Source organism: Xanthobacter sp. 126 (genome assembly GCF_000526175.1).
GTDB lineage: Bacteria > Pseudomonadota > Alphaproteobacteria > Rhizobiales > Xanthobacteraceae > Xanthobacter > Xanthobacter aminoxidans.
The window spans coordinates 4,380,581-4,407,192 of the sequence record NZ_JAFO01000001.1; the positions used below are offsets into that span (position 1 = coordinate 4,380,581).

The following is a 26,612-nucleotide window of genomic DNA, read 5'->3' on the forward strand; positions in this document are numbered from 1 at the left end:
GGACGGGTCAGTTGCCCAGCTGCAGCATGGATTCGGAGGCCGCATAGGCCTCGCCCCACTGCGCGAGCGCCTTCGAAACGGCCGACAGCGAGACCGGCTGCCCGGCCGCGCGCGGTGCCGCGGCCGCAAACAGCGCCGCCACCAGCACAAGCGGCAGGAAAACCTTTCGCAATTCGTCTTGCGTGTTCATCTGGGGTCACGAGCGTCGTTTCAAGAGCCCATTATATCCCCAGCCGCATCCGTCGCCAAATGCGGCGCAACATCGCGCCTGCTGCGCCGCACAATGAGCGGAAAAACAAGGGGTGCCACGCTGTCCGACGGCGCCGCACCCTTCGCGTTGACTCTCCGTCAGCTTCCGGGCTTGTCGTGCACGTTGGGCAGGAAGAGGTCCTTCCAGCTCTGCGCCGTGGCGGCGATCATGCCGGTGCGGGTCATGAAGTCCGCATATTTCTGGATCGCCTGCGGGGTGGTCGTGAAGGTCACCTGCGGGTCGTTCAGGATACCCTCGATGAGCGCCACTTCGCTGCCGTCGCCGGCAAGGCGGACATAGTCCCGTGCGGCAGCCGACTTGTCGCGGTTGATGATGGCGATGGCCTCTTCGAGCGCGGCGAAGAAGGCGGCATAGATTTTCGGATTGTCGTTGGCGAAGCGCGTCGTCGTCCACACTACGTTGAAGGTGGACGGCTGGCCCAGCACGTCGAAGGTGTTGAGCACCGTGTGCACGCCGGGCTTCCTGAGTTCCAGCTCCTGAATGGGCGCGGCGGTGAAATGGGCGGTCACCTCATTGCCGGCCAGCAGCGCCGCCATGCCGTCCGGGTGGGAGAGCGTGACGGTCAATTTGTCGAGGTCGTTGCGGCGATCTGGGCCCAGCTCCTTCTCCGCGGCCATCTGCAGGAACATGGCCTGCACCGAGACCTTCACCGCCGGCAGGGCAATCTTGTCCTTCGCCGTGAAGTCCTTCAACGAGCGCACATTGGGGTTTGACGTGTTGAGCAGGAGCGGCATGGAGTTCATGGCGGCCGCCGCCTTCACCGGATTGGAGCCGTCCTTGGTCTTGGCCCACAGCAGCACCAGAGGCGGCACGCCCCCGGCGGCGAACTGGATGGCGCCGGACAGCAGGGCATCATTCATCGCCGCGCCACCGGCGAGCTTGATGTAGCGGGTCTTCAGGTTCGCCACGCCGCGCGTCGCCGCCTCCTTTTCCAGCAGGCCACGGTCTTCCATGATCATCAGCGGCAGATGGCCGAGGCTCGGCTGGCGGGCAATGGTCACATTGTCCACCTCCGCCGCCGCGACCGACGTCATGGCGGCGAGCAGCACGAGCGCGCCCGCCACTTTCCGTTTGAATGCGATCATCCTTGAGCCCTCCGTCTGTGTTTCCTCGCCCGTCTCGCGGGCATCGCCGGGTCTGATGCCCGGATCGGGTCTTGGGCGGCCTAAGGCTCAGCCGCGCCGGATGACCGGAGCGGGAACGCCCTCGATCATCACGTTGATCGCTGCGGGAAGCCCGCTCGCATGGGCCTCGGCGAGGGCGGCAGGCAGGTCGGCGGCATCGGTGACGAAAGCGCCGTATCCGCCCAGCGCCCCCACCACCTCGTCATAGCGGGTGGGCAGCAGATCGCAGTAGCGGGTCCGCTCGGCGCCGTAGGTGCGCAGCTGGATCTGGTGCTCGGCGTTCCAGCGGGCGTCGTTTCCGATGACCGCGATGAAGGGCGCACCGACGCGCAGGGCGGTGTCGAACTCCGCCATGTGGAAGCCGAAGGTGCCGTCCCCCATCACCGCCACCACCGGCGCCTCCGGCCGGGCGAGCCGGGCCGCGATGGCGAAGGGAATGGAGGCTCCGATGGTGCCGGACACGCCGTTGATGATGCGGTTCTGCGTCTTGACGCTGGCTTGCGGCCACTGGCCGATCTCACCGCCGTCGCACACGAGCGTCCCGTCAGAATGCCGGGCGAGGAAATCGCGCACCGCGACGCACAGCTCCACCGGATGGATACGCCCCGAGGCCGCCCGCGCATTCGCCCAGGCCGCCGGCAGGAAGGCCAGCGCCTCCCGCGCCCGCGCCAGCCAGGATGCACGGGCCGCTGCGGCGGCGGGCGGGGATGCGGCGAGGGCGGCGAGCACGCTGCCGGCCTCCCCTTCCACGCGCTCCACGAGGAGCGGACCCTTCGCCTTGGCGGCACGCGCCAAGAGGTCCGGGTCCGGGTCCACCACCGCGAAACGGCAGGACGCCGCCACCGCGGGCGGGGCGCCGAACCTCAGGGTGAAATCCAGCGCCTTGCCGAGCAGCAGCACCAGATCTGCCTCGGCCAGCAACTCCGCAAAAGCGCCGAGGCCGGGATCGTTCACCCCACGCGGGCTCTCCATGCCGATCACCGGAACGCCCGTGGCGGCCTCCAGCCGCGCCATGGAGCCCCGTCCACGCGGCGTGCACAAGGCGGGACCGCACAGGATGAGCGGCCGGTCCGCGCTCTCGAGCAGCGCCGCGAGGCGCCCTGCGATGGCCTGCGCGTCCGGCGCAGTCGGCGGCTCAATCGTCACGGGCGGCTGCGATGTGGTCAGCCGCTGCTCCAGAAGATCCACCGGCAGCGCGAGATGAACGGGGCCGGGCCGTCCCTCCCGCGCGATGCGGATGGCCCGGGCGATGTCAGCGCCGAGCGCTTCGGCGCTCTCCACCATCCACGAGGCCTTGGCCATGGGCCGCGCCACGGCCGCCTGATCCATCTCCTGAAAGGCGCCACGGCCCAATTCGCCGATGCCGGCCTGGCCGGACAGCAGAAGCACCGGGGATTCCGCCCCGAGGGCCGTGAACAAGGCGGCCGCGCCATTGGAGAGGCCCTGCCCGCCGGTGACTAGCGCCACCCCCACCTCCCCGGTCAGACGCGCATGGGCATCCGCCATATGCACCGCCGCCGCTTCCTGGCGTACGTGCACAAGGGCGATATCCGTGTCCAGCAGCGCATCATAGACGGGCATGATGTGGTTGCCGGACAGGGAAAAGATGCGCTTGACCCCATGCGCCTCAAGCGCGCGGACAACGAGGTCCGCACCGCGCGGAGCGAGGTCCTGCCCCGCGGCGGCGAGAGGGACAGCGGCAGTGGGGGCGGGTGCGGGGCTCATGCGACGTCCTTCAGCAGGCTCTGGCCGGGAGCGACGCGGGTGAAGGCCACCGCGGCCGTGGAAATGTCGAGGCGGCCCGCCTCCTGCCGCACCAGCGTGTAGCGCGAGGTATCAAGGTCCGACGTCTCGGGGAAGTCCTCACGGAAATGGGCGCCTCGGCTGTCCTCGCGGGCGAGCGCCGCGGCGGTGATGGCCTGGCTGACGAGCACCAGATTCTCGAGGTTCAGCCGGTCCATCCAGGTGAGGTTGTAGCGGCGTTCCCCATCCGGCGCGCCGGCGCGGGAGACCGCATCGCCGAGAGCACCCAGCGTCTCCTGCGCGCGCTTCAGCCCCTGCGCCGTGCGCAGGATGCCCACGTCATCCCACATGGCCTCGTAGAGCGCCTCGCGGATGGCGGGTAGATCCCGCGCATCGCGGCCCAGCGGAGAGAAGGCACGCTCCAGCGCGTGTTCCATGGCCGCCGGATCAGGATCGGCCAGGGTACGCCCGCGCTCCACCTCCCGCGCCATGGCGTCGCCGGCGATGCCGCCGAACACGGTGGAGTTGGCGACGCCGTTGCCGCCAAGGCGGTTGGCGCCGTGGACACCGCCCGTGTCCTCCCCAGCCGCGTAGAGACGGGGCATGGCGGTGCCGCAATTGCCGCCGAACACCACGCCGCCCATCATGTAGTGGGCGGTCGGGATCACCTCCACCCGACCTCCGGCGAGGTCGAAGCCGCAGTCGGCGCAGCGTTCCACCATGCCCTTAAAGGTCTTGCGCACATGGTCGGGGCCGAGATGCCCCATCTCGATGTGCACGCCGCCATGGGCGGTGGCATAGCCGTCGCGGATGCGGCGCATGATGGAGCGGCTGACGATGTCGCGGGTGGCCCGCTCGCCGCGCGGGTCATAGAGGTGCATGAACCGCGCGCCGGTGCGGTCGGTGAGCCAGCCGCCGGCGCCGCGCAGGCCCTCCTCCAGCACGGTGCCCGTCATGCGCGTGCCGGGGCCGGCGAGGAGGCCGGTGGGGTGAAATTGCACCATCTCCATGTCGCGCAGCGCGAGGCCGGCGCGCAGGGCCATGGCGAGCCCGTCGCAGGACTTGTCGCCGGAGGGGGTGTGGTACTTGTACATGGTCGGCCCGCCGCCGGTGGCGAGCAGTACCGCGCGCGCCTTCACCAGCACCGGAACGCCGGTGCGCATGTCCAGCATGAGCACCCCAGCGAGGCCCGAACCGTCCGCGGCGGGGATGAGGTCGAGGGCGCGGTGGTCCTCCATGCGGTTCACATCGCGCCGCCACACCTGCTCCATCAGGCGGTTGATGATCTCGATGCCGGTGAGGTCGCCCTTGTGGACGGTGCGATCGAAGGTCTGGCCGGCGAAGGCCTTCTGGTGGACGCTGCCATCCGGATTGCGGTCGAAGAAGCAACCGAGTTCGGTCTCCAGCTCGCGAATGCGCACCTGCGCCTCGGTCACCAGCGTCCAGGCGAGGTCCTGGTCGTTGAGCCACTTGCCGCCTTCCACCGTGTCCATGAAATGGCGCTCGACGCTGTCGCCGGGCGCCAGAGCCACGTTGTAGCCGCCCTGCACCATGCGGGTGCAGCCGCACTTGCCGATAAGCCCCTTCACCGCCACCGTCACGTCGAGGTCGGGCGCGGCCTTCTTGGTGTGAAGCGCGGCGAACAGGCCGGCTCCCCCCGAGCCGAGGATGAGGACGTCCGTCTCCCGGATCGCGACGGCGGGGGTCATTCGGAGGCTCCGATGCCGGCCAGCACCGCGTCCCGGCGGCTCGCGACATCCGCCTGCACCCGGTCGAACAGGGAGCCGCCATGGGCATCCATGCCCACCAGCAGCGGCCCGAAATCGCGGATGCGGAATTTCCAGAGGCTCTCGGGGTGGAGGTCATCCATGTCCACGTCCTCGATCTCCTCGATCCACGTGGTCTCCAGCGCCGCCGCCCCACCGACGATGGCAAGATAGGCGCCGCCCAGATCGCGGAAGGCCTCCAACGTCGCCGGACCCATGCCGCCCTTGCCGACGATGAGGCGCACCCCTTCCCGCTCCATCAGCGGGCGGGTGAAGCGCTCCATGCGCATGGAGGTGGTGGTGCCGATGCAGAAGGGCGTGTAGCCGGCGGGCGCGGCGGGGGATTTCTCCACCCGGTGCACGTTGGGCGCGGTGTGGATCACCGCATGCCCCTTGAGATCGAGGCGGGTGGTGCGGCCGCGGTCGAACATGTGGATCTGCGTGGCGTCGCGGATGCCGAACAGGGTGCGCTGGAGCGTCACCGTATCGCCGACCTTCAGGGCGCGGACCTGATCGGCATCAACCGGCATTTCAAGGACATGGTGGGCCATCGGGACGCTCCGGATCAGCTGAAGGCGATGCCGCCGGGGGTGAAGGTGGCCCGCGCGCGGCGGGCAGAATGGCACTGGATGTTCACCGCCACCGGGTTCTGGGTGATGTGGGTGGCGGCGACTTCCACATGGACGGCGAAGGACGTGGACCGCCCTCCGAGGCCCTGCGGCCCGATGCCCAATTCGTTCACCGCGCGGGACAGCTCGGCCTCGATCTTCGCGCCTTCGGCATCCTCGCACACCGTGCGCAGGGGCCGCGTGGCGGCGATCTTCGCGAGGTGCATGCACAGGTCCGAGGTGCCGCCGATGCCGACGCCGACGATGGTGGGCGGGCACACCCGGCCGCCCAGCTCGATCACCCGGTCCACCACGAAGCGCTTCACGGCGGTGATGCCGTCCGAGGGCAGCAGCATCTTGAGGAATGAACCGTTTTCCGAGCCCGAGCCCTTGGGGATCATCTCGATGGAGACGGTCTCCTCCCGGTCGTCGAAGTCGATGTGGATCACCGGCACGCGGATGCCACAGGAATTCTGGTCGTTCTTGCGGGTGATGGGATGCACCACCGACGAGCGCAGGGAGTTTTCCCTGGTCGAGCGCGCCGCGCCGCGGCGCACCGCCGCCTTCAGCCCTGCCCCGTCGAAGGCCACGTTGCGGCCGATGGTGATGTTGTAGATGGGGATGCCGGTGTCCTGGCACAGGATGTTGCGGGTGCGCTCGGCGACCTTGATGTTCTCCACCATGGTGCCGAGGATGGCCTGGCCGGTCGCGTCCGTCTCCGTGCGCTGGAGTTCCGAGAAGCCGGCCTTGATGTCCGGCGGCAGCAGCTGGAGCGCCCGCAGATAGAGGTCGGCGCAGATCTTTTCGACTTCGTCGAGGTTGAGGTCCATGGGGTGCTCCTAGAAGACCAGCGCCAGACCCGAGATCAGGATCATCAGCGACAGCATCTGCTTGAATGCCTTCTCGTTCAGGCGGCCGTAGATCTGGAGGCCGAGCACGCCGCCGATGGCAAGCGGCGGCAGGGCCAGGACGATGAGCAGCCAGGATTGGCCGTCTATGCCCACCACTCCCACGGCGGCCAGCGTCACCACGTGCGCGAACAGGATGAAGGGCTGGTACACCCCGCGCGCCACCTCCTTCGGCCAGCCGCGCAGCTGGGTCCAGATGGTAGGGACGACCCCCGAATAGCCCCCGAGGCCGCCGAGGATGCCCCCCACGAAGCCGATGCCCGCATTGGCCCACCGGCCACCGGCGACGATCACCGGAAGGCGCGGCGCGAGCAGCGCATAGAGGGCGTAGGCCGCCATGCCGAGGCCCAGAGCGAGCTTCAGCGGCGCGGGGTTCACCGCCGTGAGCACGAGGACGCCCAGCGGCACCCCCACCAAAGCGCCGACGAGGAAGGGCGCGAGGCGCACGCCGTCGATGGACCGGCGGATGGGCCAGACCAGCGTGAGATGCAGGATGCTGCCGCAGGCGACGATCAGAGCGGTGGTCTGGATCGGGTCGAGCGCGTGCAGCCAGATGGCGGAGGCGGCGAGGGCGAAGGCAAAGCCTGCCCCGCCCGCCGCCAGCGCACCGAGAAAGGCGCCGGCCCAGAGAATGGAAAGGGTCGCGAGCGGAATACCGAGCATGCTCACCACCCGCTCAGCAGGAAGAGGAGCCCCACGGCGAGCCCTGTCGCGATGGCACCCGCCACCACTCCGGCGGTGTGGCCACGGAAGGAGAACCACTCGATGGCCAGCACCCGGAGGCCGAGGGCCATATGCACGGCAAGGGCGCTCACGAGGCCCCATTCGGCGATTTTCACCAGCGGGCTGTGGGTGACGGACAGGAAGCTGTCGAGCGCGTTGGCGCCCGAGAGTGCGTTGCCTAGCGCGATGAAGTGCATGGGCAGAAACACCGCCAGCGCCACGCCCGACAGGCGATGGAGCAGCGCCGCGATGAAGCCCGGTTTCAGGTGGGAAGCCTCGCGCAGGCCGGGGCGGGTCGTGGAGGTGAGAGCAGACTGCTTCACGGTACCATTCCTCCCGGCTGGTAGACCGCCAGCGCCGCGCGCAGCCCCAGCACGATGATGACGGCCGAGAAGGCGAGCATGGCCATGTCGAGGGAGCGGGAGCGCCAGCCGGTCCATTCACGGATCACGCTGCGCAGGCCGATGGGGGCGTGAATGGCGGCGGCGCAGACGAACACACAGTAGAACGCGAGGAACCAGCCGTTGCCGGTCGTGCGCGACAGGATTTCCGCCGCGCTGAGCCCGCCGCGCACGGCATGCACCATGGTGGCGAGATGCACCGCCACCGCGACCGCCAGCACCACGGCCGTGCCGCGTTGGGCCATGTAGAGAAGGGGATTCATGACTTCACCAGCAGCGCGAGGAGGCGGCCGATCGGCGAGGGCGCGGTGGCGCGCTTGAGGCCGGCGATGGCGTAGGTGGGCGCCAGATCCTTGGGGCAGAACTCGGTGCAGCTCATGTGGCTGTGGCAGGAGTGGCAGCCCACGTCCCCGGACACGGCGGCGAGCCGCGCCGCATTGCCCCGGTCGCGCTCGTCATTCACCAGCGTCCAGGCGCGATTGAGGGCGGCCGGGCCGAGATAATCCTTGTTCCAGGCCACCACGTCGCAGGCGGAATAGCACACGCCGCAATTGATGCATTCGACGCCCGCGTCAGCGGCCTTCCGCTTCGGGCTGTCGGGCCGTACCGGCGCGAAATCTGAGGGCGGGGCCTCCCCCGGCTCGAAGGCGCCGTGAGCGTCGCGCCATTTCTCGAAGAAGGGGACCATGTCGACCGTCAGATCCTTGACGATCGGCAGGTTGCGCAGGGGCTCCAGCACGAGGATATCGCCGTCCACCGCTTCGGAGACGCGGGTCCGGCAGGTCCAGCGCGGCCGGCCGTTCACCACCATCGCGCAGGAGCCGCACATGCCGACCCGGCAGGCGAAGCGGTAGGAGAGCGTCGGGTCCTGCGCGCGCTGGATCTCCGTCACCACGTCGAGAACGGTCTGGCTGGCGCGGCGCGGCACCGCAAAGTCCTCGAAGGCGCCGTCGGCCTGGCCGCGCCACACGCGGACACGCAGGGTCTCCTCGGCCGGCGCTGCCGCCGGCCGCCCGTTCTGGCTCGTGCTGGTCATGTCGTTCGTCCTGAAGGCTTCTTGAGACGCCGCAGGCTGCCGCCCGCGACGGGAAGGCGCGTGATGGCCGCGCGCCCGGCCAAGGAGATATTCAGCCCCCCGGCGCGCCGTGAATGGCGGGGAAGAAGATGTCCTTCCAGTCCTTGGTGGTGGCGCCGACGAGGCCGGCCCGGTGCATGTAATCGAGATAGGACAGCACCTTCTTCGGGGTGGTGGTCCACTCGTTCTCCGGCGACTTGATGATGGCCACCGCCTCGTCGACGCTCATCTTGGAGCCCTCGGCCTTGATCCACAGCGCGGCCACGGCGGCAGGATCCTTGCGGATCAGGGCATTGGCCTCCTCCAGCGCGGCGAGGACGGCGGCGAGGGCCTTGGGGTTCTCGGTGGCGAACTTCTCGGTGGCCCAGATGACGTTGAAGGTGTGCGGCCCGCCGAGCACCTGATAGCTGTCCAGCACCTTGTGGGCGCGCGGGTCCTTCAGCTCCAGCTCTTGGAAGGGGGAAGAGCCGAAATGCGCGGTCACCTCGGACTTGCCGCCCATCATGGTGAGCTGGGCGTCCGGGTGGCCCATCGAGACGGTCAGGGAATCCAGCTTGTTCTGCTGGCCCGCGCCGAAGGCCTGCTCGGCGGCCATCTGCAGCGTCACCGCCTGGATGGAGGTCTTCACCGCCGGCAGGGCGATCTTGTCGGTGGAGGTGAAGTCCTTGATGGTCTTCACGTTCGGGTTCACCGAGACGAGGTAGAGCGGCATGGCGTTCAGCGCCGCGATGCCCTTCACCTTGAGATTGCCGCGCGTGCGGGCCCAGATGGTGAGCATCGGCCCAACGCCGCCGGCGGCGATATCCAGATTGCCGGAGATGAGGGCCTCGTTCATGCCCGAGCCGCCGGTGAAACGCAGCCATTCGGTCTTCAGCGCGAAGCCCGTGGCGCTCGCCTGCTTCTCGATGAGGTTCAACTCCTCCATCACCGTCATCGGCAGATAGGAGATGCCGAACTGCTTGGCGAGGCGGACCGTTCCGGTTTCCGCGCGCGCCGTCCCTGTGGCGAGCGACAGCGGAACGAGGGCAAGCGCTGCGGCGGCGAACACGGCCGCGCGTTTGAAGAAGAGACCCATTGCGTTCTCCCTGGTGGCAGACTCCCTGGCGCCTCGCAGCCGGCACGCCTGGGGCTGCCTTTGCCGCGCGCTCAAGGCGTGCGGTCTTGTTTTCGTTTCGGGATCAAAGGCCGATGGACATGTCCGCTCGGCTTCGATCCGGCGCGCGACCATTTTCCGATTGAGTGTCGGCAGGGGCAGAGTACCCTCGGCAAGACAGGTGTCAATAGTCTTAGGTCATATATATGACATCGGAATCCGTCCCCCCCACCAGCGCCCGTTCCGCGGCCATCGAGGCGCGGCCTCTCTACCAGCAGACGCGCGACCTGCTGCTGAAGCGCATCATCGACGGTGTCTGGAAGCCCGGAGGCTACCTGCCGAGCGAGCAGCAGCTCTGCGGCGAGCTGGGCGTGTCCATCGGCACCATCCGCAAGGCCACCGAGGAACTGGTGATCCACGGGCTTCTGGAACGCCAGCACGGACGCGGCACGCGGGTGGTGCCCCACTCCAGCGCCAAGTCGCGCTTCCGCTTCCTGCGCTTCGTGCATGGGGATGGACGCCCGCTCGATCCGGTGGCCCATCTCCTCACCCAGACCGTGCGCGCGGCCAGCGCCGAAGAGCGCCGGCAGCTCGATCTCGATGCCAACGGCAAGGTGCTGGCGCTCACCCGCATCCGCAGCGAGAAGGACCAGCCGCTGGTCTACGAGCGCCTGGCGCTTCCGGCGCAGACCTTCGCCGCGCTGGAGCTGGAGACCGGCGAAGATATCGTGGAGGAGGTGTACGTCTTCTACCAGGAGCGCTGCGGCGTCACCATCATGCGCACCGAGGATGAGGTGGGCATGGCGGTGGCGGATGCCACCATGGCGCAGCATCTCGGCATCGCGACGGGCGCCCCGGTTCTGGAGGTGCGGCGCGTCGCCCACGCCCTCAATGGGCGGCGCGTGGAATATCGCGAGAGCTTCACCGCCCACCTCAAGTACAGGACCGCCCTTGAGTAAGGGCGGTCCAAGCTTCACGCCTACCGAAACCGCTCAGGCCTGCATGCCCCAACGCTGGATGGTGTGGCGCTCGATGGTCTGGAAGATCAGGTTTTCCACCACGAGACCGATGAGGATGACTGTGAGCAGACCGGCGAACACGTTGGCGATATCCAGCATGTTCTTGTTCTCGAAGATGAACCAGCCGAGGCCGCCGGACCCGGACGACACGCCGAACACCAGCTCCGCCGCGATCAACGTGCGCCATGCGAACGCCCAGCCGATCTTCAGGCCGGTGAGGATGGAAGGAAACGCCGCCGGGATGAGGATGGTGGCGATAAAGCGCGGCCCCCTCAGCCCGTAGTTCCGGCCGACCATCTTCAGCGTCCGGCTCACCGAGAGAAAGCCGGAGTGGGTGTTGAGGGCGATGGCCCATGTCACCGAATGCACCAGCACGAAGACGAGGCTGGCGGTGCCGAGCCCGAACCAGATCAGCGCCAGCGGCAGCAGCGCGATGGCCGGTAGCGGATTGAACATGGAGGTCATGGTCTCCAGGAAGTCCGTGCCGATGCGCGAGGCGATGGCGAGCGCGGTCAAAGCCGCCGCCAGCGTGATGCCGATGGCGTAGCCCATGAGCAGCACCCGGAGCGAGCCCCAGGCACGTTCCGGCAGAACGCCGTTCATCACGTTGGTGAAGAAGGCGGATACGGTGGCGCTGAAGGTTGGAAACAGCAGGTCGTTGTCGAGAACGCGCCCGTAGATCTCCCAGGCCAATGCCAGCGCGGCGAGAATGATGAGCTTGCGGAAGAAGCTCCAGTTGTAGAGCAGCTCCCAGGTGGAAAGCGGCTTTTCCACCACCGTCATGGCGTCGGCCGGCATGTCCTCGCGATAGATTTCCGGACGCGGCTCGGTGATGGGAATGACCTTCAGGGTGGCGACCTCAGGCATCGATGATCTCCTTCGCCTCGTCGGCGAACAGCATGTGCTGGATACGCTGCTCGAGGAGCGCGGCGTCCTTGGGATCGGTGGTGCTGTTGATCTCCGCCTTCACCCGGCCGGGATGGGGCGAGAGCAGGAGGATTCGGTTGCCGATCTTGATGGCCTCGGCGATGGAATGGGTGACGAACAGCACGGTGAAGCGGGTGTCCGCCCACAATTGCAGCAGCTCGTCCTGCATCTTCCGGCGCGTCAGCGCATCGAGCGCGGCGAAGGGCTCGTCCATCAAGAGGATGTCGGGTTCCATGGCCATGCCGCGGGCGATGGCCACGCGCTGCTTCATGCCGCCGGAGAGCATGTGCGGATAGGTATCCGCGAACTTGGTGAGGTTGACCTTCTCGATATAGTGCATGGCCCGCTCGTCCGCCTCCTTGCCCTTCAGCTTGCGGGCGGCGGTGAGGGCGAAGGCCACGTTCTGGCGCACGGTCTTCCAGGGCAGCAGCTGGTCGAATTCCTGGAACACCATCATGCGGTCCGGCCCGGGGGCGCGGATCACCTGCCCCTTGAGGCGCATCTCGCCCTCCGTGGGCGTGATGTAGCCGCCGACGGCCTTCTGCAGGGTGGACTTCCCACAGCCGGACGGCCCCAGCAGGATGAAGCGGTCTCCCTCGAGAACGTTGAAATCCACCCTGTAGGTGGCGGTGACGAGTAGATTCGGCGTCTTGTACTGCAGCGTTACGCCACTCACCTCCAGAAGAGGTTTCTGCGAACCCATGCATCCCTCCCTTGGGACCTGTCGCCGCGGCCTTTATTGGCCGTTCTGGCGAGGCGTCGTTTCTGCTCCCGGTCTTCATGGTGCCTGCCCCCCTTGGCGGGGCGGCAGGCCTTGTCGTGTCTGTTGGGATCCCGCGGTCGGGGCGAGCGAAATGGCGCATCCGCCCCGCCGTTCTTCGGCTCTTCCTGCTGGCTGCGGACGCCTGTCGCACCGCCTCAGGTGTGATGACGATAGACAAGGCCGGTAGGCCTGTAAAGGCCATCTACTATCATATATAAGACATAAGTTTTGTCGCGCCACTCCCACGGCCACCTCACGCCGCAAGATCCATTCGTATCAATGATTTGTGAAAATCAGGTCAGGTCGGAGAGATAGTGGAAACCGGCTGTCAGGCAGAAGCTGATGCGCCATTCCACCGGCGTGCCGTCGAGCGAATAGGCGAGACGGTCGATGAGCAGCACCGGCGCGCCGGGCTCCACATTGAGCATGACCGCAGTATCGGCATCCGCGCCAACGGCCTTCAGCTGTTCCCGCGCCCGCGCCACGGTGATGCCGTAGCGCTGCGCATAGAGGCCGTAGAGATTGTTCGGCACGGGCGCATCGGCGAGGCCGGGAAACATCTGGTCGGGCAGGATCAGGCTCTCGATGATGAGCGGCGCGCCGTCGAACGTGCGCAGGCGGCGGATGCGCAGGACGCGTCCGTTGCGCGGCAGAGCAAGGGCGGCGCATTCGGCGGCCGTGCCCTTGGCCCGCTCGATGCCGAGCACCCGGCTTTCCGGGAAGTGGCGCTCGCCGTCATCCCCCACCAGCTTGAAGAACTGGAACAGGATGCGCTCCTCGTCGTGGCGCGCGACGAAGGTGCCCCGGCCCTGCCGGCGCACCACGATGTTCTCCGCCGCCATCTCGTCCAGCGCCTTGCGCACCGTGCCCTGGCTGACCCCGAGTTCCGCGGCGAGCTGGATCTCGCTGGGCAGCGGCTCTCCGGGGGCCCACACGCCATCCACCATGCGGCGGATCAGGGTCTCGCGGACCTGCCGGTAGAGCGGCTTGGATTCAAGTCCTTCGCCCTCGCCGCGATGGGCGGCGCCGGCCGGGCTTCTTTCCTGCGCCCTGCGGGGCTCGGCCCCGGCGGCAATGCTTGGCTTGCTCACGATGGTCTTGCCCCCTGGTCCGGCGCGTCCGTCTCCGACGCTTATAGGTGCGGCTGGCCCGGCTTGCATCTCCCCCCGTGGAGCTTGCAACACCCGTCAGTCTCATATCTTATATATGATAACGGAATAGAAGCGCACGCAATGCCCTCGTTCCGCGCCCAGAACGACAATATCCGAAAACGACAACCGGAAACGCCCATGCCCGACATCGTCGTCACCGAGTTCATGGACGAGGCGGCGCTCGCCGAGCTGCGCGACCGTCACGCGGTCCATTACGATCCGGCGCTGGTGGACCAGCCCGATGCCCTCCACAGCCTCCTCAAGGATGCGCGCGCCCTCATCGTCCGCAACCGGACACAGGTGCGCGGAGCGCTGCTCGCGGCGGCGCCCCGGCTGGAGGTGGTGGGGCGGCTCGGGGTCGGCCTCGACAATATCGATGTGGAGGCCTGTCGCGCCCGCGGCATCGCCGTGCGCCCGGCCACAGGAGCCAACGATCTGGCGGTGGCCGAATATGTCATCTGCGGCGTGATGATGCTGCTGCGCGGCGCCTACCACGCCTCCGCCGAGGTGGCGGGCGGCGCCTGGCCGCGCACACGCCTCATGGGGCGGGAAACATCCGGCCGCACTCTCGGCCTCGTTGGCTTCGGCGCAATCGCCCGAGAGACGGCGCGGCGCGCCGTGGCGCTGGGCATGGACGTGATCGCCCACGATCCCTTCCTCGATGCCGGCAATCCCGCCTTCGTCGCAAACGGCGCGCGCCCGGCATCGCTCGACGCGGTGCTGCGGGAAGCCGATGCGGTGAGCCTCCATGTGCCGCTGACCGCCGAGACGCGCGGCCTCATCGGCGCCGATGCCCTCGCCTGCATGCGGCCGGATGCGGTCCTCATCAATGCCGCGCGCGGGGGTGTGGTGGACGAGGCGGCTTTGGCCGAGGCGCTGAAGGCGGGGCGGCTCGCCGGCGCCATGCTGGACGTGTTCGAGACGGAGCCCCTGCCCGGCGGCGGCCCGCTCGAGGGCGTGCCCAACCTCATTCTCACCCCGCACATTGCGGGCGTCACCGTGGAATCCAACGTGCGCGTCAGCGAGGCGGTGGCCATCGCGGTGGCGCAGGTGCTTCAGGAGAAGGCGGCATGAGCGAGCAACTTTCCCTCCACGCGGCCCGCGCCCTCGCCCGCGCGGTGCTGATCGCGGCCGGCGCTGGCCGCACGGCGGCGGATGCGACCGCCGAGGCCCTGGTGGCGGCAGACGCGGACGGCATCGCCAGCCACGGCCTCTCCCGCCTGCCGGCCTATGCGGACCAGATCCGCTCCGGCAAGGTGAAGGGCCAGGCGGAGCCGGCGCTCGAATGGACCTCCGTCTCCACCCTGCGGGTGGATGCGCGCGAGGGCCTCGCCTTCCCCGCCATCGCCGCCGGCCTCGATGCCGCCGCCGGCCGCATCGCCGAAAGCGGCATCGTCGCGGTATCGGTGTTCGCCTCGCACCACGCGGGCGTCATGGGCCATCACGTGGAGCAGATGGCGGAGCGGGGGCTGGCGGCCCTCGCCTTCTCCAACTCGCCGCAGGCCATCGCGCCGTGGGGCGGGCAGGCCGGAGTGTTCGGCACCAATCCCATCGCCTTCGCCACCTCGCGCAAGGATGCCGCGCCCCTCGTCATCGACGCCTCCCTCAGCAAGGCGGCGCGGGGCAAGATCATGGTGGCCGCCCAGCGCGGCAATGCCATTCCCGACGACTGGGCGCTCGATGCGCAGGGCAACCCCACCACCGATCCCAAGGCTGCTTTGGCCGGCACCATGCTGCCCATCGGCGATGCCAAGGGAGCGGCGCTGGTGCTGATGGTGGAAATCCTCGCAGCCGCGCTGACCGGCGGACAGTTCGGCTTCGAGGCAGCCTCCTTCTTCACCGCCGAGGGTCCCTCCCCCGCCATCGGCCATCTGTTCCTGGTGATGGACCCGGTGCAGCTGGGCGGGCCGGATTATCTCGTCCGGCTCGAACGGCTGCTTGACGCCATCCTGGGGCAGGAGGGAACGCGCCTGCCCGGCGAGCGGCGGCTGAAGGCGCGGGCCGTGAGCGAGGCCGAGGGCATCACCATCCCCGCCGATCTGCTGGAAGACCTCCAGCGCCGCTCCGCCATCTGAGATCGGGAAACAGAAAAGGGCCGCCGGCATATCCTGCCGGCGGCCCTTTTTCGTGCAGGGCGAAGGCGGCCGCTCCCGGCCGCCCTGCCATCACGCGCTGCGGTAGAGCTTGGTCATCACGAACTCGCGGTGGCCGAGGGATTCAGCCGCCGTGAGGCGCCCGTTGGCGGTGCGCACGATCATGTCGATGAGCGCGTCGCCGGCCTCCGGAATGGTCATCTCCCGGCGCAGCACGCCCGACACGTCCACGTCGATATGCTCGCCCATGGTGCGGATGGTGCGCGGGTTGCCCGAGATCTTGATGACCGGGACGATGGGATTGCCGATCACGTTGCCCTGCCCGGTGGGGAAGGTGTGGATCACATAGCCCGCCGCCGCCATCAGCGTCACGCATTCGGCCGCCGCGGAGGAGGTGTCCATGTAATAGAGGCCGGGACCCTTGGCCGGAGCCTCGGCGGGCTCGAGGGCATCGATGTAGCGGCACTCGCGGCCGATCTTCTCGAGATTGCCCAGCGCCTTCTCCTCGATGGTGGTGAGGCCGCCGGCGATGTTGCCCTTGGTAGGCTGGCTGTCGGAGAGATCGTCGGTCTTGTGGGCCTCGATCACGTCGTCCTGGTAAGACTTCCACATCTTGAACCACTTCTCGGCCACTTCCGGCGTGGCCGCGCGCTCCTTGCACAGGTGCTCGGCGCCGGTGATTTCCGAGGTCTCGCCGAACACGCCGTAGATGCCGTGCGGGATCAGCTTGTCGTACATGTTGCCCACGGTGGGGCAGGAGGAGAGGCCCGTGGTGGTGTCGCTCTCACCGCACTTGGTGGAGATCCACAGGTCGGAGAGGGGGCAATCCTCCTGCGGCAGCTCGTTGGCCCACTGCACGAAGCGCTTGGCCTCGTAGGAGGCCTTGGCCACGGTGGCGATGTCGCCGTTCAGCTCGATGCCGAAGCCCACCACCGGCTTGCCGGTCTTGGCGATGCCCTCGACCACGCGGTTGGTCCACTGGTCCTCGATGCCGATCACCACCACGGCAGCGACGTTCGGGTTGGAGCCGATGCCGATGAGGGTGCGGAAGTGGATTTCCAGATCCTCGCCGAACTGCAGGCGGCCATAGGCGTGGGGCAGCGCCATGGTGCCCTTCACATGGGCGGCCACGGCCTCGCAGGCGGCGTTGGAGAGATCGTCGAGCGGCAGGATGACGACGTGGTTGCGCACGCCCACCCGGCCGTTCTCGCGGCGCCAGCCGCGGACGGTGGCGTTGGCATAGTCGGCCGAGGCGAGCGCCTTGGGAGTCGCCTTGGTGATGAGCTGGTCGGGCGCGCCGCCGCGAAAGGGGTTGGGCGCGGTCTGGGCGTGGAACATGGCGATGTTGGACATTTCTTCCCTCACCAGCGCTTGGTCTTGGCATTGTGGATGTGGACGTGCTCGCCCTTGACGATGTCGGCCTTGGCGATGCCGATGTCCTGGCCGTACTTCCAGATGGTGTCCCCGGCCTTGATGTCCGTGAGGGCGACCTTGTGGCCGATGGGCACGTCCATCTTGGAGGTGAGGTGGAACGCCGAATTGTCGTGCGTCACCACGCACAGCATGTCGGTGCCGGCCTTCAGGCCTTCCACCACGACGACACCCACGGTGTCCTTCTTCTCGTGAACCAACAGTTGCGGCGCACTCACGCTTGCCTCCTCCTTGTCGTCTCGGCCGGCCTGTGTCGGCCAAGTCTTATATAAGATATAGTACATAAAACTGCGAACAAAACCCTGTCAAGCGGTCCGTCGGGTCCCGGCGTTCTTTCTGTTTTTTCGAATGAAGAGCGGGCCTGGCCGCGCGGCACCGGCGCCTGCGCCGGTGCCGCAGGCGGGGATGGGATCTAGGGATGAGGAAAGCGCCCCGGACCGGCCGGGGCGCGTCGGCGGTCAGAGCCGCAGGACGATCTTCGCCGCGCCGGTCCGGCCGGCATCGATGTCGGCGAAGGCGGAAATGGCCTCCGCGAATCCGCGCTCCTCGATCCAGCCGAGGGAACCGAGGCGCCCAGAGGCGAGAGCATCCACCGTCGCCCGGAAGTCGGCGGGCGTGTAGCAATAGGTGCCGGAGACGATGATCTCCTGAAGCGTGATGCGGCGGATGTCGAGCCCCTCCGTACCGGGCAGAAGCCCCGCATGGACGATGACACCCCCCGGCCGCACGAGACGGCAGGCCGCGGCGCGGGTCGCGACCGCGCCCACCGCATCGATCACGAGATCGATGCTGCCGTCCTTCGGCTCTCCGCCCTGCTCCGGCGCGTAGCAGCGGAAACGGCCGGCGCGCTCCACCGTGGCCCGCCGCGCCGCGTTGTGTTCGGCGACGAAGATCTCGGCGGCTCCCTGCATGGCCATCACCAGCGCCGCCGCAAGGCCGATGGCCCCACCCCCGAGCACGAGGCAGCGGGCGGCGGACAGGGGCATGCCCAGGAGGCGCGCGCCCTGGTTCACCGCGTGGTAGCTCACCGCCACCGGCTCGGCGAGCGCGGCATGGGCGACGGGGAAATCGTCGGGGATAGGCACCAGATTGCGCTCCGGCACCCGCACCAGCTCGGCGAAGGCGCCGGGGCGCGACGGCATGGAGAGGATCTGCCGGTCGGGGCACAAATGCGCGCGCCCCGCCTCGCAAGCGGGGCAGGTGCCGCAGGTGACCAGCGGATTGACGGTGACGCGCTGTCCCGCCCGCGGCCCGGAGGCGATGCGCCCCGCCGCCTCGTGGCCAAGCACCAGCGGTGCCGGGCGCCGCGCGTCGTGGCCGTGATAGGCGTGCATGTCCGAGCCGCAGACACCCACCGCCTCCACCCGCACCAGCACCTCGTCGTTGGCGGGCAGAGGCTCGGGCTCGCTGCGGAACTCCAGCCGGTAGGGGCCAGTATAGACCAGAGCTTTCATGATCGGGCTTTCATCTCGGGGCGCTATTTGGCGGTGAAGCCGCCGTCCACCGCCAGCACCTGGCCGGTGACGTAGGCCCCGGCGTCGGAGGCGAGGAACACGGCGGGACCCACCAGATCCTCCAGCCGCCCATTGCGGCCGATGGCAGTCTGGGCCGCATTGTGGGCGGCGCGCGCCTCGTCCTCGAACACCGCCTGGGTGAGCGCGGTGGGGAAGAAGCCCGGGGCGATGGCGTTGGCGGTAATGCCATGGCGGGACCATTCCTCCGCCATGGCCCGCGTGAGCTGGGCGATGGCGCCCTTCGCCGCGCCATAGGGCGCGGAATTGGGAAAGGCGCGGAAGGATTGCAGCGAGGCGATATTGAGCACGCGCCCCCACCCCCGCCCCGCCATGGCCGGCGCGAGTTTCTGCACCAGCATGAACGGCGCGCGCACATGCACGGCCATGTGCAGGTCGAAGGCCTCCCGCGTCACCGCGCCGAACGGCTGGCGCAAATTCATGCCGGCGGCATTGACGAGGATGTCGATGCCCGCGCCGGCCGCTTCGGCCAGAAGCTCGGCCCCGTCATCCGCCGCAAGATCGGCGACGATGGCGCGGGCGGCGATGCCGTTGCGGGCGAGATCGGCGCAGGCGGCGTCCAGCTCCGCCGCGCGGCGGGCGGCGAGGACCACGCCGGCCCCCGCCTGCCCCAGCCCCGCGGCGATGGCGAGGCCGATGCCGGAACTTCCGCCCGTCACCAAAGCGGTGCGGCCGGACAGGTCGAACAGAGAAGACAGATTGAACATGGCTCAGGCGTCCACCGGCACGCCCATGTCGAAATTGTGCCCGGGGAAGTATTTGGCGAGACGGTAATCCCCGGTGCGCGCATGCGCCTCCATACCTTCCAGCCGCGAGATCCGGGCCGTGACCTGGGCGATGGTCTTGCAGGCGTCGCGGCTCATCTGCTGCCAGGTGAGCGGCTTCAGGAACTTGTGCACCGACAACCCGGCCGAATAGCGGGCCGCGAACTTGGTGGGGAGGATGTGGTTGGGGCCGGATGTCTTATCGCCGAACGCCACGGTGGTCTCCTCGCCGAGGAAGAGCGAGCCGTAGTTGGTCAGGGCCTCGCGCCACCAGCCGAGGTCGGCGGCGTGGACCTCCAGATGCTCGGAGGCGTAGCGGTCCGACACCTCCACCAGCTCCTCGCGGGTGTCGCAGACGATCACCTCGCCATAGTCGCGCCAGGCGGCGGCCGCCGCATCGCGTGCGGTGGGCGGCAAATCGGCGATGAGGCCGGGCACGCTGCGCATCACCTCATCCGCCAGCGCGCGGGACGAGGTGAAGAGCCATGCGGGGCTCTCGTGGCCGTGCTCGGCCTGGCCCACGAGGTCCACCGCCACCATCAGGGGATCGGCGGTCTCGTCGGCGATCACCGCCACCTCGGAGGGGCCGGCGAACACGTCGATGCCCACCTTGCCGAACAGCATGCGCTTCGCCTCGGCGACGAACTTGTTGCCGGGGCCGACGATGATGTCCGCCGGCTTGCCGGTGAACAGGCCGTAGGCCATGGCGGCGATGGCCTGCACCCCGCCGAGCGTCATCACCACATCCGCACCGGCCACCATCATGGCATAGAGCACATAAGGATGGATGCCGCCTGCCCGGTAGGGCGTGGAGCAGGCGACCACGGTGCCGACGCCCGCCGCCTTCGCCGTGGCGACGGACATGTAGGCGGACGCGATGTGGGCATAGCGCCCGGTGGGTACGTAGCAGCCGGCGACATTGCAGGGCACCAGCTTCTGCCCCGCGGTGAGGCCGGGCAGAAGCTCCACCGAGAAGTCCTTCACGCTCTCGCGCTGGGCGTCGGCGAAGCGGCGGACCTGATCGGCGGCGAAGGCGATGTCGCGGCGCACCTGATCGGGCACCTCCCGGGCGCGGCGCTCCATCTCCTCGCGGGTGACGAGGATGGGGCCGTCCCACTTGTCCAGCTTGAGGGCATACTCGCGGACCGCCTCCTCGCCCCGGCGCTCGATCTCGCCCAGCATGGCGGTGACGACCTCGCGGGCCGTTCCCGTCTCGGTCTCGGGGGTCTTGCTCGCGCGCTTCAGGTATTCGATGGCCATTTCAATGCTCCATGGCGCCGGGGAGGAGACGTCCTGCCGTCCGGGCTCTAGTTGGTCGTGTCGAATTCGGTGGCGAAGGCCTTGAGCTTGGGGTCGGCCGCGACCCTCCGCATGAAGCTGTCGTCCACGTAAGACTTCGCCTCGGGTGCCGCGGGAATGGTGCCTACCTCCGCCATGAAGGCGCCGATCCGGCCGAGCCAGCCGTCGAGGGCGGACGGTCCCTTGGTGCGATCCATGAGGCGGAGCTGTTCGGTGAGCGCGAAGGTCGGCCGCAGGGCGAACTCCTGGTCGATGGCGGAATCCGAGGCCTCGACGCCGCCGATGGCATAGAAGGCCTTGGTCATGGCGTGCGCCTCCTTCGGATGCGCCTTGGCCCAGCCCCAGGCCCGCAGGTAGACGGCGGCCACCTTGGCCACGAGGTCCGGGTGCTCCTTGGCGAAGGCGGGACGCACCACCAGCGCGCCGGGCACGATGGCGCCGGCATCCGCACCGGAGCACAGCACCTTGGCGCCGGCCTTTTCTTCCAGCGTGTAGGTGTAGGGCGCCCATACCCCCACCACCTCGGAAGTGTTGGCCATGGCGGCGGAGATGATCTGCGCCTGGCCGAGATTGACGAACTGCATGTCGGAGGATTTCAGCCCCCATTTGGCGAGGCAGTTGCGCGCCGCATAGTCCGCCGTGGAATTGGTGGTGAGCAGCAGCTTCTGCCCCTTCAGGGCGGAGGGATCCTTCTGCAGCGCCGCCACTTTGTCGGCGCGGGTCATCAGCGCGTTGGTCTTGGATTCGTCGTTGGTGATGCCCACCGTGACGAGCCCGAAACGCGCGGCGCCCAACACCGCCGGAACCGAGCCGGTGCCGCCCACGTCCCACGAGCCCGCCTGCGCCGCCGCCACCTGCGGTGCGCCCGCCGGGAAGGTGACGAAGGTCGCGTCGAGCCCCACCTCCTTCCACCATCCCTTTTCGGCGGCGATGTAGAAGGGCAGAGCCCAGTAGAGCGAGGGCTGGTAGGAGATGCTGATCTTGGTCAGCCCCTCCGCCCGTGCCGGTGCGGCCGGAGCGACCAGGGTTGCCGAGAGGGTGGCGAGCGCCGCCGCGAGGAAGGCGTGCCTGCGCGCGGGGCGTTTGAACGGCGTGTCCTTGACCTTGGTCATGCGTGTCTCTCCCTGGTGTTGCCGGTGGTCCGGCCTGTTCTGGAGCGCGCGCCGGGGCGCCCTGCTCCCTTTTTCGACGCCGTCAGTGCGCGACGCCGGTCTTTTCCTCGCGGAGCGATCGCCAGATGTGGGTGCGCAGGTGGACGAAGGATTCGAGGTCCATCACGTCCTCGATGCGGCTGTAGCGCTCCCAGCCCTCGGCCTCGCGGATCGACTTCACGTCCACGATCTCCTTCAGGCGGCCGGGGCGGCGGGTCATGATCGCCACGCGATCGGCGAGATAGACCGCCTCTTCCACGCCGTGGGTGATGAACAGCACCGTGCGCGGATTGCGCCGGGCGAGGCGCACCAGCTCTTCCTGCATCACCACGCGGGTCTGCGCGTCGAGGGCACCGAAGGGCTCGTCCATCAGCAGGACCTGGGGATCGAGCACATAGGCGCGGGCGATGGCCACACGCTGCTGCATGCCGCCCGAGAGCTGGTGCGGATAGGCGCCCTCATAGCCATTGAGGCCGATCAGCTCGACCGCCTCCATGACGCGGATGCGCCGCTCCTCGCGGGGCATGTTCCGGTTGCGCAGGCCCAGCTCGATATTCTCGACCACCGTCTTCCAGGGGAAGAGGGCGAACTGCTGGAACACTACAGCCCGGTCCGGCCCCGGCTCGCGCACCTCGGCATTGCCCACCAGCACGCGGCCGGAAGTGGGAAACTCGAAGCCCGCGGCGAGCCTCAGGCAGGTGGTCTTGCCGCAGCCGGAGGGGCCGACGATGGCGACGAATTCCTTGTCGGCGATGGCAAGGTCCACGTCGTCCAGCGCCTTCACCTGGCCGGCGCCGAAACTCTTGCTCACGGCATCGAAGCGGATGGAGCTCATCTTGTCCTCTCAGGCTCGCTCGAGGCGGTTGTGGATGCGCGCCTCGAGGGCACGAAGGGCGATGTCGATGAGGACGCCGACGAGGCCGATGGCCGCCATGCCGACCATCACGGTCGCGGTGGCGACGCCGCTCTGGGCCTGCACCATCATGTAGCCGACGCCGGTGGAGGCCACGATCAGCTCGGCCCCCACCAGAGACTGCCAGCCGAGACCGGCGCCGATCCTGAGGCCCGCCACGATGGAGGGGGTGGCCGCCGGCAGCAGCACTTCCAGGATCAGGCGATGGGTCGGCGTGCCCAGCATCTCGGCGGCCTCGATGTAGCGCGGCTCCACCTGGCGGGCACCGCGATAGGCGTTGAGCAGGCAGGGAGGAAAGGCGCCGGAGAAGATGATGAGGACGGGGCCGCCGAAGCCGGTGCCGAACCACAGCGCCGCGAACGGCACCCATGCGATGGGGGCGATGAAGCGCAGGGCGTCGAACAGCGGCGAGACGATATCGTCGAGCAGCCGGAAGCGCCCCATGAGCAGGCCCAGCGGCACACCCACCGCCGCCGCCAGCAGGTAGCCTGCGGAAAAGCGCTGGAGGCTGGAGGCGAGATGCTGCGGCAGCGTGCCCCCCGCGAACGAAGTGTGGAGCAGCGTCACGAGCCGTTCGGCCACCTCCAGCGGGCCGGGAAGGAAGGCCTTGCCCACAAGCCCGCTCGCCGCAACCAGCGCCCACAGGCCGAAGAAGCCGACAAGACCGGCGAGGCCCAGCACCATGCGCCTGGCAGGGTCCAGCGCGCCGGTCATGCCGTCTCTCCCTTGATGCGGACCCAGGTCAGGGTGCGGCGCTCGACGAGGCCCAAGAGAGCGGTGGTGAGCGCGCCGAAGATGGCGACACAGATCATGCCCACGAGGATCATGCCGGGATAAAGGTCCTGCTGGGCGAGGTTGAGCAGGTGGCCGAGCCCGGCGAGGGCGCCCACCAGCTCGGCCGCCACCAGCGTGGTCCAGCTCGCCTGCAATGACAGGCGCAGGCCGGTGAAGATCATCGGCGCCGCGCCGGGCACCACCACCTCGCGGATGAAGCGGCCGTGCGGCGTGCCGAGCATGCGCGCCGCCTCGATGAGGGGGCGCTCGATGGTGCGCACGCCGGCCTGGGTATTGATGACCGAAGGCACGAAGGCGGCGAAGAAGATGACCATGATCTTGGCCGTGTCCCCGAGCCCGAACCACAGGATGGCGAGCGGGATCCAGGCCAAAGGTGGAATGGGGCGCAGCAGCATGAACACCGGGTTCAGCACCGCCTCGGCCGTTGCGCTGGTGCCCATCAGGAGGCCCAGCGGCACCCCGACCGCCACCGACACCACGAAGCCCAGCGCCACCAGCTTCAGCGATTGCAGCACATGCACGACCAGCGTCGCGTCGCCGTAGCCCCGCCCCGTGGCCTGCAGCGCGGCCGTCCACGTATCGGCCGGCGTCGGGAAGCGTCCCGGTGAGATCAGCCCGTTGGCGCCGGTGGCCATGAACCACGCGAGCACCAGCAAGCCGAGCGTCGTCACGCCGATGGCGGACCTGCGCCCGAGCGGCATTCGTCTCCTCCCGTCATTGCGTGCTCCATCTGCGGGAGCATCGGCAGGCTGCATCTCCTCCTCGTTGGCGGATAATGCAAGCGCTTACATTAAAGCTATCATCGAGACCCCGAGTGTCAAGCGGCGATCGGTCAGAGATCTCTATATTCACTGCTGCATTGCGGTAATTGCCTTGCGGGCACAGGCTGCAAGCGCATTCATCTCTGTTCATTCCGGCCGCCTGCTGGCATGATGACAACCATGAATCGCAAGGCGCGGGCGACGCTTCAGGATGTGGCTCAGCTGGCCGGGGTCTCCACGGCCACGGTCTCGCGCGCCCTCTCGCGCCCGGACCTGGTGCAGGCGGAGACCCTGGCGCGCGTGAGCGACGCCATCGCGCGGCTGAACTACGTGCCGGGCGGCGCGGCCCGCGCCCTCGCCTCCGGCAAGACGCTGACCATCGGCGCGGTGGTGCCCACCCTCGATCACGCCATCTTCGCCCGCGCCATCCAGGCCATGCAGACCGAGCTTGCGGGCAACGGCTATCAGCTCCTCGTCGCCGCTCACGATTATGCCCCGGCGCAGGAGGCGGCGGCGGTGCGGGCGATGCTGGCGCGCGGCGTCGACGCGCTGATGGTGGTGGGCGCCGACCATCTGGAGGAGACCTGGGCGCTGCTCACCACGGCTTCCGTGCCGGTTGTCCTGTCCTGGTCTTTTGATGCGCGCCTGCCCGCCATCGGCTTCGATAACGAGAAGGCGGGGCGGCTCATCGCCGATCACCTGCTCGACCTCGGCCACCGCCGCTTCGGAATGATCTCCGGCTTCACCCACGCCAACGACCGCGCCCGCTCCCGCGTCGCGGGGGTGCGCGCCGCCCTCGCCGCACGGGGGATCGAGCTGCCCTCGTCCTGCGTGGTGGAGGCCCCCTTCACCCTTGCCGGCGGCCGCGCGGGGCTCGCCGAGCTGATGGCGCGGGCGACGCCACCGACGGCGGTGGTCTGCGGCAACGATCTTCTGGCGGCCGGCGCGTTGTTCGAGGCCCAGGCGAGCGGCATCGCCGTGCCCGGCGCGCTCTCGGTCGTGGGCATCGACAATCTGGAAATCGCCGCCCACCTCGCCCCGCCGCTGACCACGGTGCACCTGCCCACCACCGAGCTTGGGCGCACGGTGGCGCGCCATCTGCTCGCCCGCCTCCGCGGCGAAGCGCAGCCCCAGCGCGTGGAGCTGCCCATCGAACTGGTGATCCGCCGATCGGCCACGGCGCCGGCCACAAGTCCGGCTCTCGCCCGGGAACCGTCATAGAGCCAGCCGGCGGTCCGCGCGCCTCATCCGGTCGGTTCGGCCTGTCCCGGCGCCCGGGGCGAACATGCGGCCCGCAGTGCCGCGCGCAGCCATCGGTGGGCGGGGTCGGCATCGAAACGGGGATGCCAGGCAAGGGACACGGCGAGCGCATCCGTCTTCACCGGTAGGTCGAAGGTGTGGAGGCCGGCACGCCCCGGCTCCGTCAGTCGCGCCGGCACCGCGGCAACGTGATCCGAGGTGCGCACGATGGCGAGCGCATCACTGAAATTGGCCACCGCAATGGCCACGAAGCGCTTCAATCCCAGCGCTGCCAGCGCCACGTCAATGGGGCCCGAGAAACGGCCCCGGCGCGAAACGGAGACATGGGGAAAGGCCACGAACCGCTCCGGCGTCACGTCTCCGGCGAGCGGATGGCCGGGCCGCACGACACCCACGAACCGATCATGGAACAGCGCCTGCAAACGGATCTCCGGCCCCATGGCGCCGATGACGCCCACATCGGCGTCGATCCGGCCCTCCCGCAGGGCCTCCACATCCTCCTTGTCCTGATGGGCGAAGCGCAGCCGGACCAGGGGCGCCTCCTGCGCGGCCAATGAGGCCAGTGCCGCGCCGAAGGTGCCGACGAACCCGTCATTGGCGCGGATGACGAAGGTGCGCTCCAGCCTGAGAAGATCGATCTCGTCGTCGCCGCGCACCAGCGCCTCGGCCTCGGCCACGAGGCCGCGCAGCCGCTCGCGCAGGCCCTCGGCACGCGGGGTCGGCACGAGCCCGCGCCCCGCGCGAACCAGCACCGGATCACCCAGGAGGTGACGGATGCGCGCGAGCTGGCGGCTCATGGCCGGCGCGGAGAGGTTCAGCCGCTGCGCGGCACCCACGACGCTGCCCTCCGAGAGAAGCGCGTCGAGCGTCACCAGCAGATTCATGTCGAGCGGCGGCACGTGGCGCGTCACGAGCCGCGTCACCTGGCGCAGCGTCGGTTTGGCAGCCAAGGGAGGTGCCTCCGCATTAGTGCATCCAATGCAATCATATAATAGCGACATTGCACTGTATGCAAACAAGTCCGCCCCCTATCGAAAGACC

General features: G+C 68.6%; 28 protein-coding genes. 4 read left to right on the forward strand and 24 right to left on the reverse strand.

Features of this window, described 5'->3' with window-relative positions; translation table 11 throughout:
• Positions 1 to 7: 7 nt before the first annotated feature.
• The 11 genes from XAN126_RS0120735 to XAN126_RS0120785 form a co-directional block, all read right to left on the reverse strand.
• Complete coding sequence (locus XAN126_RS0120735) at positions 8 to 190, reverse strand: hypothetical protein (RefSeq protein ID WP_024280473.1); 183 nt, start codon at positions 188 to 190, stop codon at positions 8 to 10.
• A 158-nt stretch (positions 191 to 348) separates the two neighbouring features.
• Complete coding sequence (locus XAN126_RS0120740) at positions 349 to 1,356, reverse strand: ABC transporter substrate-binding protein (protein WP_029877514.1); 1,008 nt, start codon at positions 1,354 to 1,356, stop codon at positions 349 to 351.
• 87 nt (positions 1,357 to 1,443) lie between these two features.
• Positions 1,444 to 3,120: a thiamine pyrophosphate-binding protein gene (locus XAN126_RS0120745; RefSeq protein WP_024280475.1), complete on the reverse strand. Its 1,677-nt coding sequence runs from the start codon at positions 3,118 to 3,120 to the stop codon at positions 1,444 to 1,446.
• Positions 3,117 to 4,847 carry an FAD-binding protein gene (locus XAN126_RS0120750; RefSeq protein WP_024280476.1) on the reverse strand — a complete coding sequence of 577 codons (1,731 nt, stop codon included), beginning with the start codon at positions 4,845 to 4,847 and terminating at the stop codon, positions 3,117 to 3,119. Before XAN126_RS0120750 ends, XAN126_RS0120745 begins: the two co-directional genes overlap by 4 nt.
• Positions 4,844 to 5,455 (reverse strand): fumarate hydratase C-terminal domain-containing protein, encoded by a 612-nt coding sequence (locus XAN126_RS0120755; protein ID WP_024280477.1) that lies wholly within the window; start codon positions 5,453 to 5,455, stop codon positions 4,844 to 4,846. Before XAN126_RS0120755 ends, XAN126_RS0120750 begins: the two co-directional genes overlap by 4 nt.
• A 14-nt stretch (positions 5,456 to 5,469) precedes the next feature.
• Positions 5,470 to 6,342, reverse strand: a complete 873-nt coding sequence (locus tag XAN126_RS0120760; RefSeq protein WP_024280478.1) for a fumarate hydratase — start codon at positions 6,340 to 6,342, stop codon at positions 5,470 to 5,472.
• Positions 6,343 to 6,351: 9 nt separating this feature from the next.
• Complete coding sequence (locus XAN126_RS0120765; RefSeq protein WP_029877516.1) at positions 6,352 to 7,083, reverse strand: sulfite exporter TauE/SafE family protein; 732 nt, start codon at positions 7,081 to 7,083, stop codon at positions 6,352 to 6,354.
• 2 nt (positions 7,084 to 7,085) lie between these two features.
• Positions 7,086 to 7,466 (reverse strand): succinate dehydrogenase, encoded by a 381-nt coding sequence (locus XAN126_RS0120770; protein ID WP_038225333.1) that lies wholly within the window; start codon positions 7,464 to 7,466, stop codon positions 7,086 to 7,088.
• Positions 7,463 to 7,807 (reverse strand): succinate dehydrogenase, encoded by a 345-nt coding sequence (locus XAN126_RS0120775; RefSeq protein ID WP_024280481.1) that lies wholly within the window; start codon positions 7,805 to 7,807, stop codon positions 7,463 to 7,465. The genes XAN126_RS0120770 and XAN126_RS0120775 overlap by 4 nt, the downstream gene beginning before the upstream one ends.
• The gene (locus tag XAN126_RS0120780; protein WP_024280482.1) at positions 7,804 to 8,580 is read right to left on the reverse strand and encodes a succinate dehydrogenase/fumarate reductase iron-sulfur subunit; all 777 of its coding nucleotides are present in this window, start codon (positions 8,578 to 8,580) and stop codon (positions 7,804 to 7,806) included. Before XAN126_RS0120780 ends, XAN126_RS0120775 begins: the two co-directional genes overlap by 4 nt.
• 91 nt (positions 8,581 to 8,671) lie before the next feature.
• Entirely contained in the window at positions 8,672 to 9,694 is a 1,023-nt protein-coding gene (locus XAN126_RS0120785; protein WP_024280483.1) for an ABC transporter substrate-binding protein, read from the reverse strand.
• A gap of 224 nt (positions 9,695 to 9,918) precedes the next feature.
• Here XAN126_RS0120785 and XAN126_RS0120790 point away from each other — a divergent pair, with 224 nt between their 5' ends.
• Positions 9,919 to 10,671 carry a GntR family transcriptional regulator gene (locus XAN126_RS0120790; protein ID WP_024280484.1) on the forward strand — a complete coding sequence of 251 codons (753 nt, stop codon included), beginning with the start codon at positions 9,919 to 9,921 and terminating at the stop codon, positions 10,669 to 10,671.
• Positions 10,672 to 10,704: 33 nt separating this feature from the next.
• Here the strand turns inward: XAN126_RS0120790 and XAN126_RS0120795 are convergent, their stop codons facing one another.
• The 3 genes from XAN126_RS0120795 to XAN126_RS0120805 form a co-directional block, all read right to left on the reverse strand.
• Positions 10,705 to 11,529, reverse strand: coding sequence for an ABC transporter permease subunit (locus tag XAN126_RS0120795; RefSeq protein ID WP_245272395.1), 825 nt, complete (start codon positions 11,527 to 11,529; stop codon positions 10,705 to 10,707).
• A 61-nt stretch (positions 11,530 to 11,590) separates the two neighbouring features.
• On the reverse strand, positions 11,591 to 12,361 hold the full coding sequence (locus XAN126_RS0120800; RefSeq protein WP_024280486.1) for an ABC transporter ATP-binding protein: 771 nt from the start codon (positions 12,359 to 12,361) through the stop codon (positions 11,591 to 11,593).
• A 353-nt stretch (positions 12,362 to 12,714) separates the two neighbouring features.
• Complete coding sequence (locus tag XAN126_RS0120805) at positions 12,715 to 13,512, reverse strand: GntR family transcriptional regulator (protein ID WP_024280487.1); 798 nt, start codon at positions 13,510 to 13,512, stop codon at positions 12,715 to 12,717.
• Positions 13,513 to 13,710: 198 nt separating this feature from the next.
• Between XAN126_RS0120805 and XAN126_RS0120810 the strand changes: the two genes are divergently transcribed.
• On the forward strand, positions 13,711 to 14,646 hold the full coding sequence (locus XAN126_RS0120810; RefSeq protein ID WP_024280488.1) for a hydroxyacid dehydrogenase: 936 nt from the start codon (positions 13,711 to 13,713) through the stop codon (positions 14,644 to 14,646).
• The gene (locus tag XAN126_RS0120815) at positions 14,643 to 15,647 is read left to right on the forward strand and encodes an Ldh family oxidoreductase (RefSeq protein ID WP_024280489.1); all 1,005 of its coding nucleotides are present in this window, start codon (positions 14,643 to 14,645) and stop codon (positions 15,645 to 15,647) included. Before XAN126_RS0120810 ends, XAN126_RS0120815 begins: the two co-directional genes overlap by 4 nt.
• 90 nt (positions 15,648 to 15,737) lie before the next feature.
• On the opposite strand, the gene XAN126_RS0120820 is transcribed toward XAN126_RS0120815, so the two are convergent.
• From XAN126_RS0120820 to XAN126_RS0120860, 9 genes are all read right to left on the reverse strand, one after another.
• Entirely contained in the window at positions 15,738 to 17,018 is a 1,281-nt protein-coding gene (locus XAN126_RS0120820; RefSeq protein WP_024280490.1) for a UxaA family hydrolase, read from the reverse strand.
• A gap of 8 nt (positions 17,019 to 17,026) precedes the next feature.
• Positions 17,027 to 17,314: a UxaA family hydrolase gene (locus XAN126_RS0120825; RefSeq protein ID WP_024280491.1), complete on the reverse strand. Its 288-nt coding sequence runs from the start codon at positions 17,312 to 17,314 to the stop codon at positions 17,027 to 17,029.
• 240 nt (positions 17,315 to 17,554) lie between these two features.
• Complete coding sequence (locus XAN126_RS0120830) at positions 17,555 to 18,550, reverse strand: alcohol dehydrogenase catalytic domain-containing protein (RefSeq protein ID WP_024280492.1); 996 nt, start codon at positions 18,548 to 18,550, stop codon at positions 17,555 to 17,557.
• Positions 18,551 to 18,573: 23 nt separating this feature from the next.
• Positions 18,574 to 19,335, reverse strand: a complete 762-nt coding sequence (locus tag XAN126_RS0120835) for an SDR family oxidoreductase (RefSeq protein ID WP_024280493.1) — start codon at positions 19,333 to 19,335, stop codon at positions 18,574 to 18,576.
• A gap of 3 nt (positions 19,336 to 19,338) precedes the next feature.
• Complete coding sequence (gene hisD / locus XAN126_RS0120840; RefSeq protein ID WP_024280494.1) at positions 19,339 to 20,652, reverse strand: histidinol dehydrogenase; 1,314 nt, start codon at positions 20,650 to 20,652, stop codon at positions 19,339 to 19,341.
• A 47-nt stretch (positions 20,653 to 20,699) separates the two neighbouring features.
• Complete coding sequence (locus XAN126_RS0120845) at positions 20,700 to 21,803, reverse strand: ABC transporter substrate-binding protein (protein ID WP_024280495.1); 1,104 nt, start codon at positions 21,801 to 21,803, stop codon at positions 20,700 to 20,702.
• An 82-nt stretch (positions 21,804 to 21,885) separates the two neighbouring features.
• Positions 21,886 to 22,677, reverse strand: a complete 792-nt coding sequence (locus tag XAN126_RS0120850) for an ABC transporter ATP-binding protein (protein WP_024280496.1) — start codon at positions 22,675 to 22,677, stop codon at positions 21,886 to 21,888.
• 9 nt (positions 22,678 to 22,686) lie between these two features.
• Positions 22,687 to 23,469, reverse strand: coding sequence for an ABC transporter permease (locus XAN126_RS0120855; RefSeq protein ID WP_024280497.1), 783 nt, complete (start codon positions 23,467 to 23,469; stop codon positions 22,687 to 22,689).
• Positions 23,466 to 24,251 carry an ABC transporter permease gene (locus XAN126_RS0120860; RefSeq protein WP_024280498.1) on the reverse strand — a complete coding sequence of 262 codons (786 nt, stop codon included), beginning with the start codon at positions 24,249 to 24,251 and terminating at the stop codon, positions 23,466 to 23,468. The genes XAN126_RS0120855 and XAN126_RS0120860 overlap by 4 nt, the downstream gene beginning before the upstream one ends.
• Positions 24,252 to 24,491: 240 nt before the next feature.
• Here XAN126_RS0120860 and XAN126_RS0120865 point away from each other — a divergent pair, with 240 nt between their 5' ends.
• The gene (locus XAN126_RS0120865; RefSeq protein WP_024280499.1) at positions 24,492 to 25,532 is read left to right on the forward strand and encodes a LacI family DNA-binding transcriptional regulator; all 1,041 of its coding nucleotides are present in this window, start codon (positions 24,492 to 24,494) and stop codon (positions 25,530 to 25,532) included.
• Positions 25,533 to 25,555: 23 nt separating this feature from the next.
• On the opposite strand, the gene XAN126_RS0120870 is transcribed toward XAN126_RS0120865, so the two are convergent.
• Complete coding sequence (locus tag XAN126_RS0120870; RefSeq protein WP_024280500.1) at positions 25,556 to 26,470, reverse strand: LysR family transcriptional regulator; 915 nt, start codon at positions 26,468 to 26,470, stop codon at positions 25,556 to 25,558.
• Positions 26,471 to 26,612 lie beyond the last annotated feature (142 nt).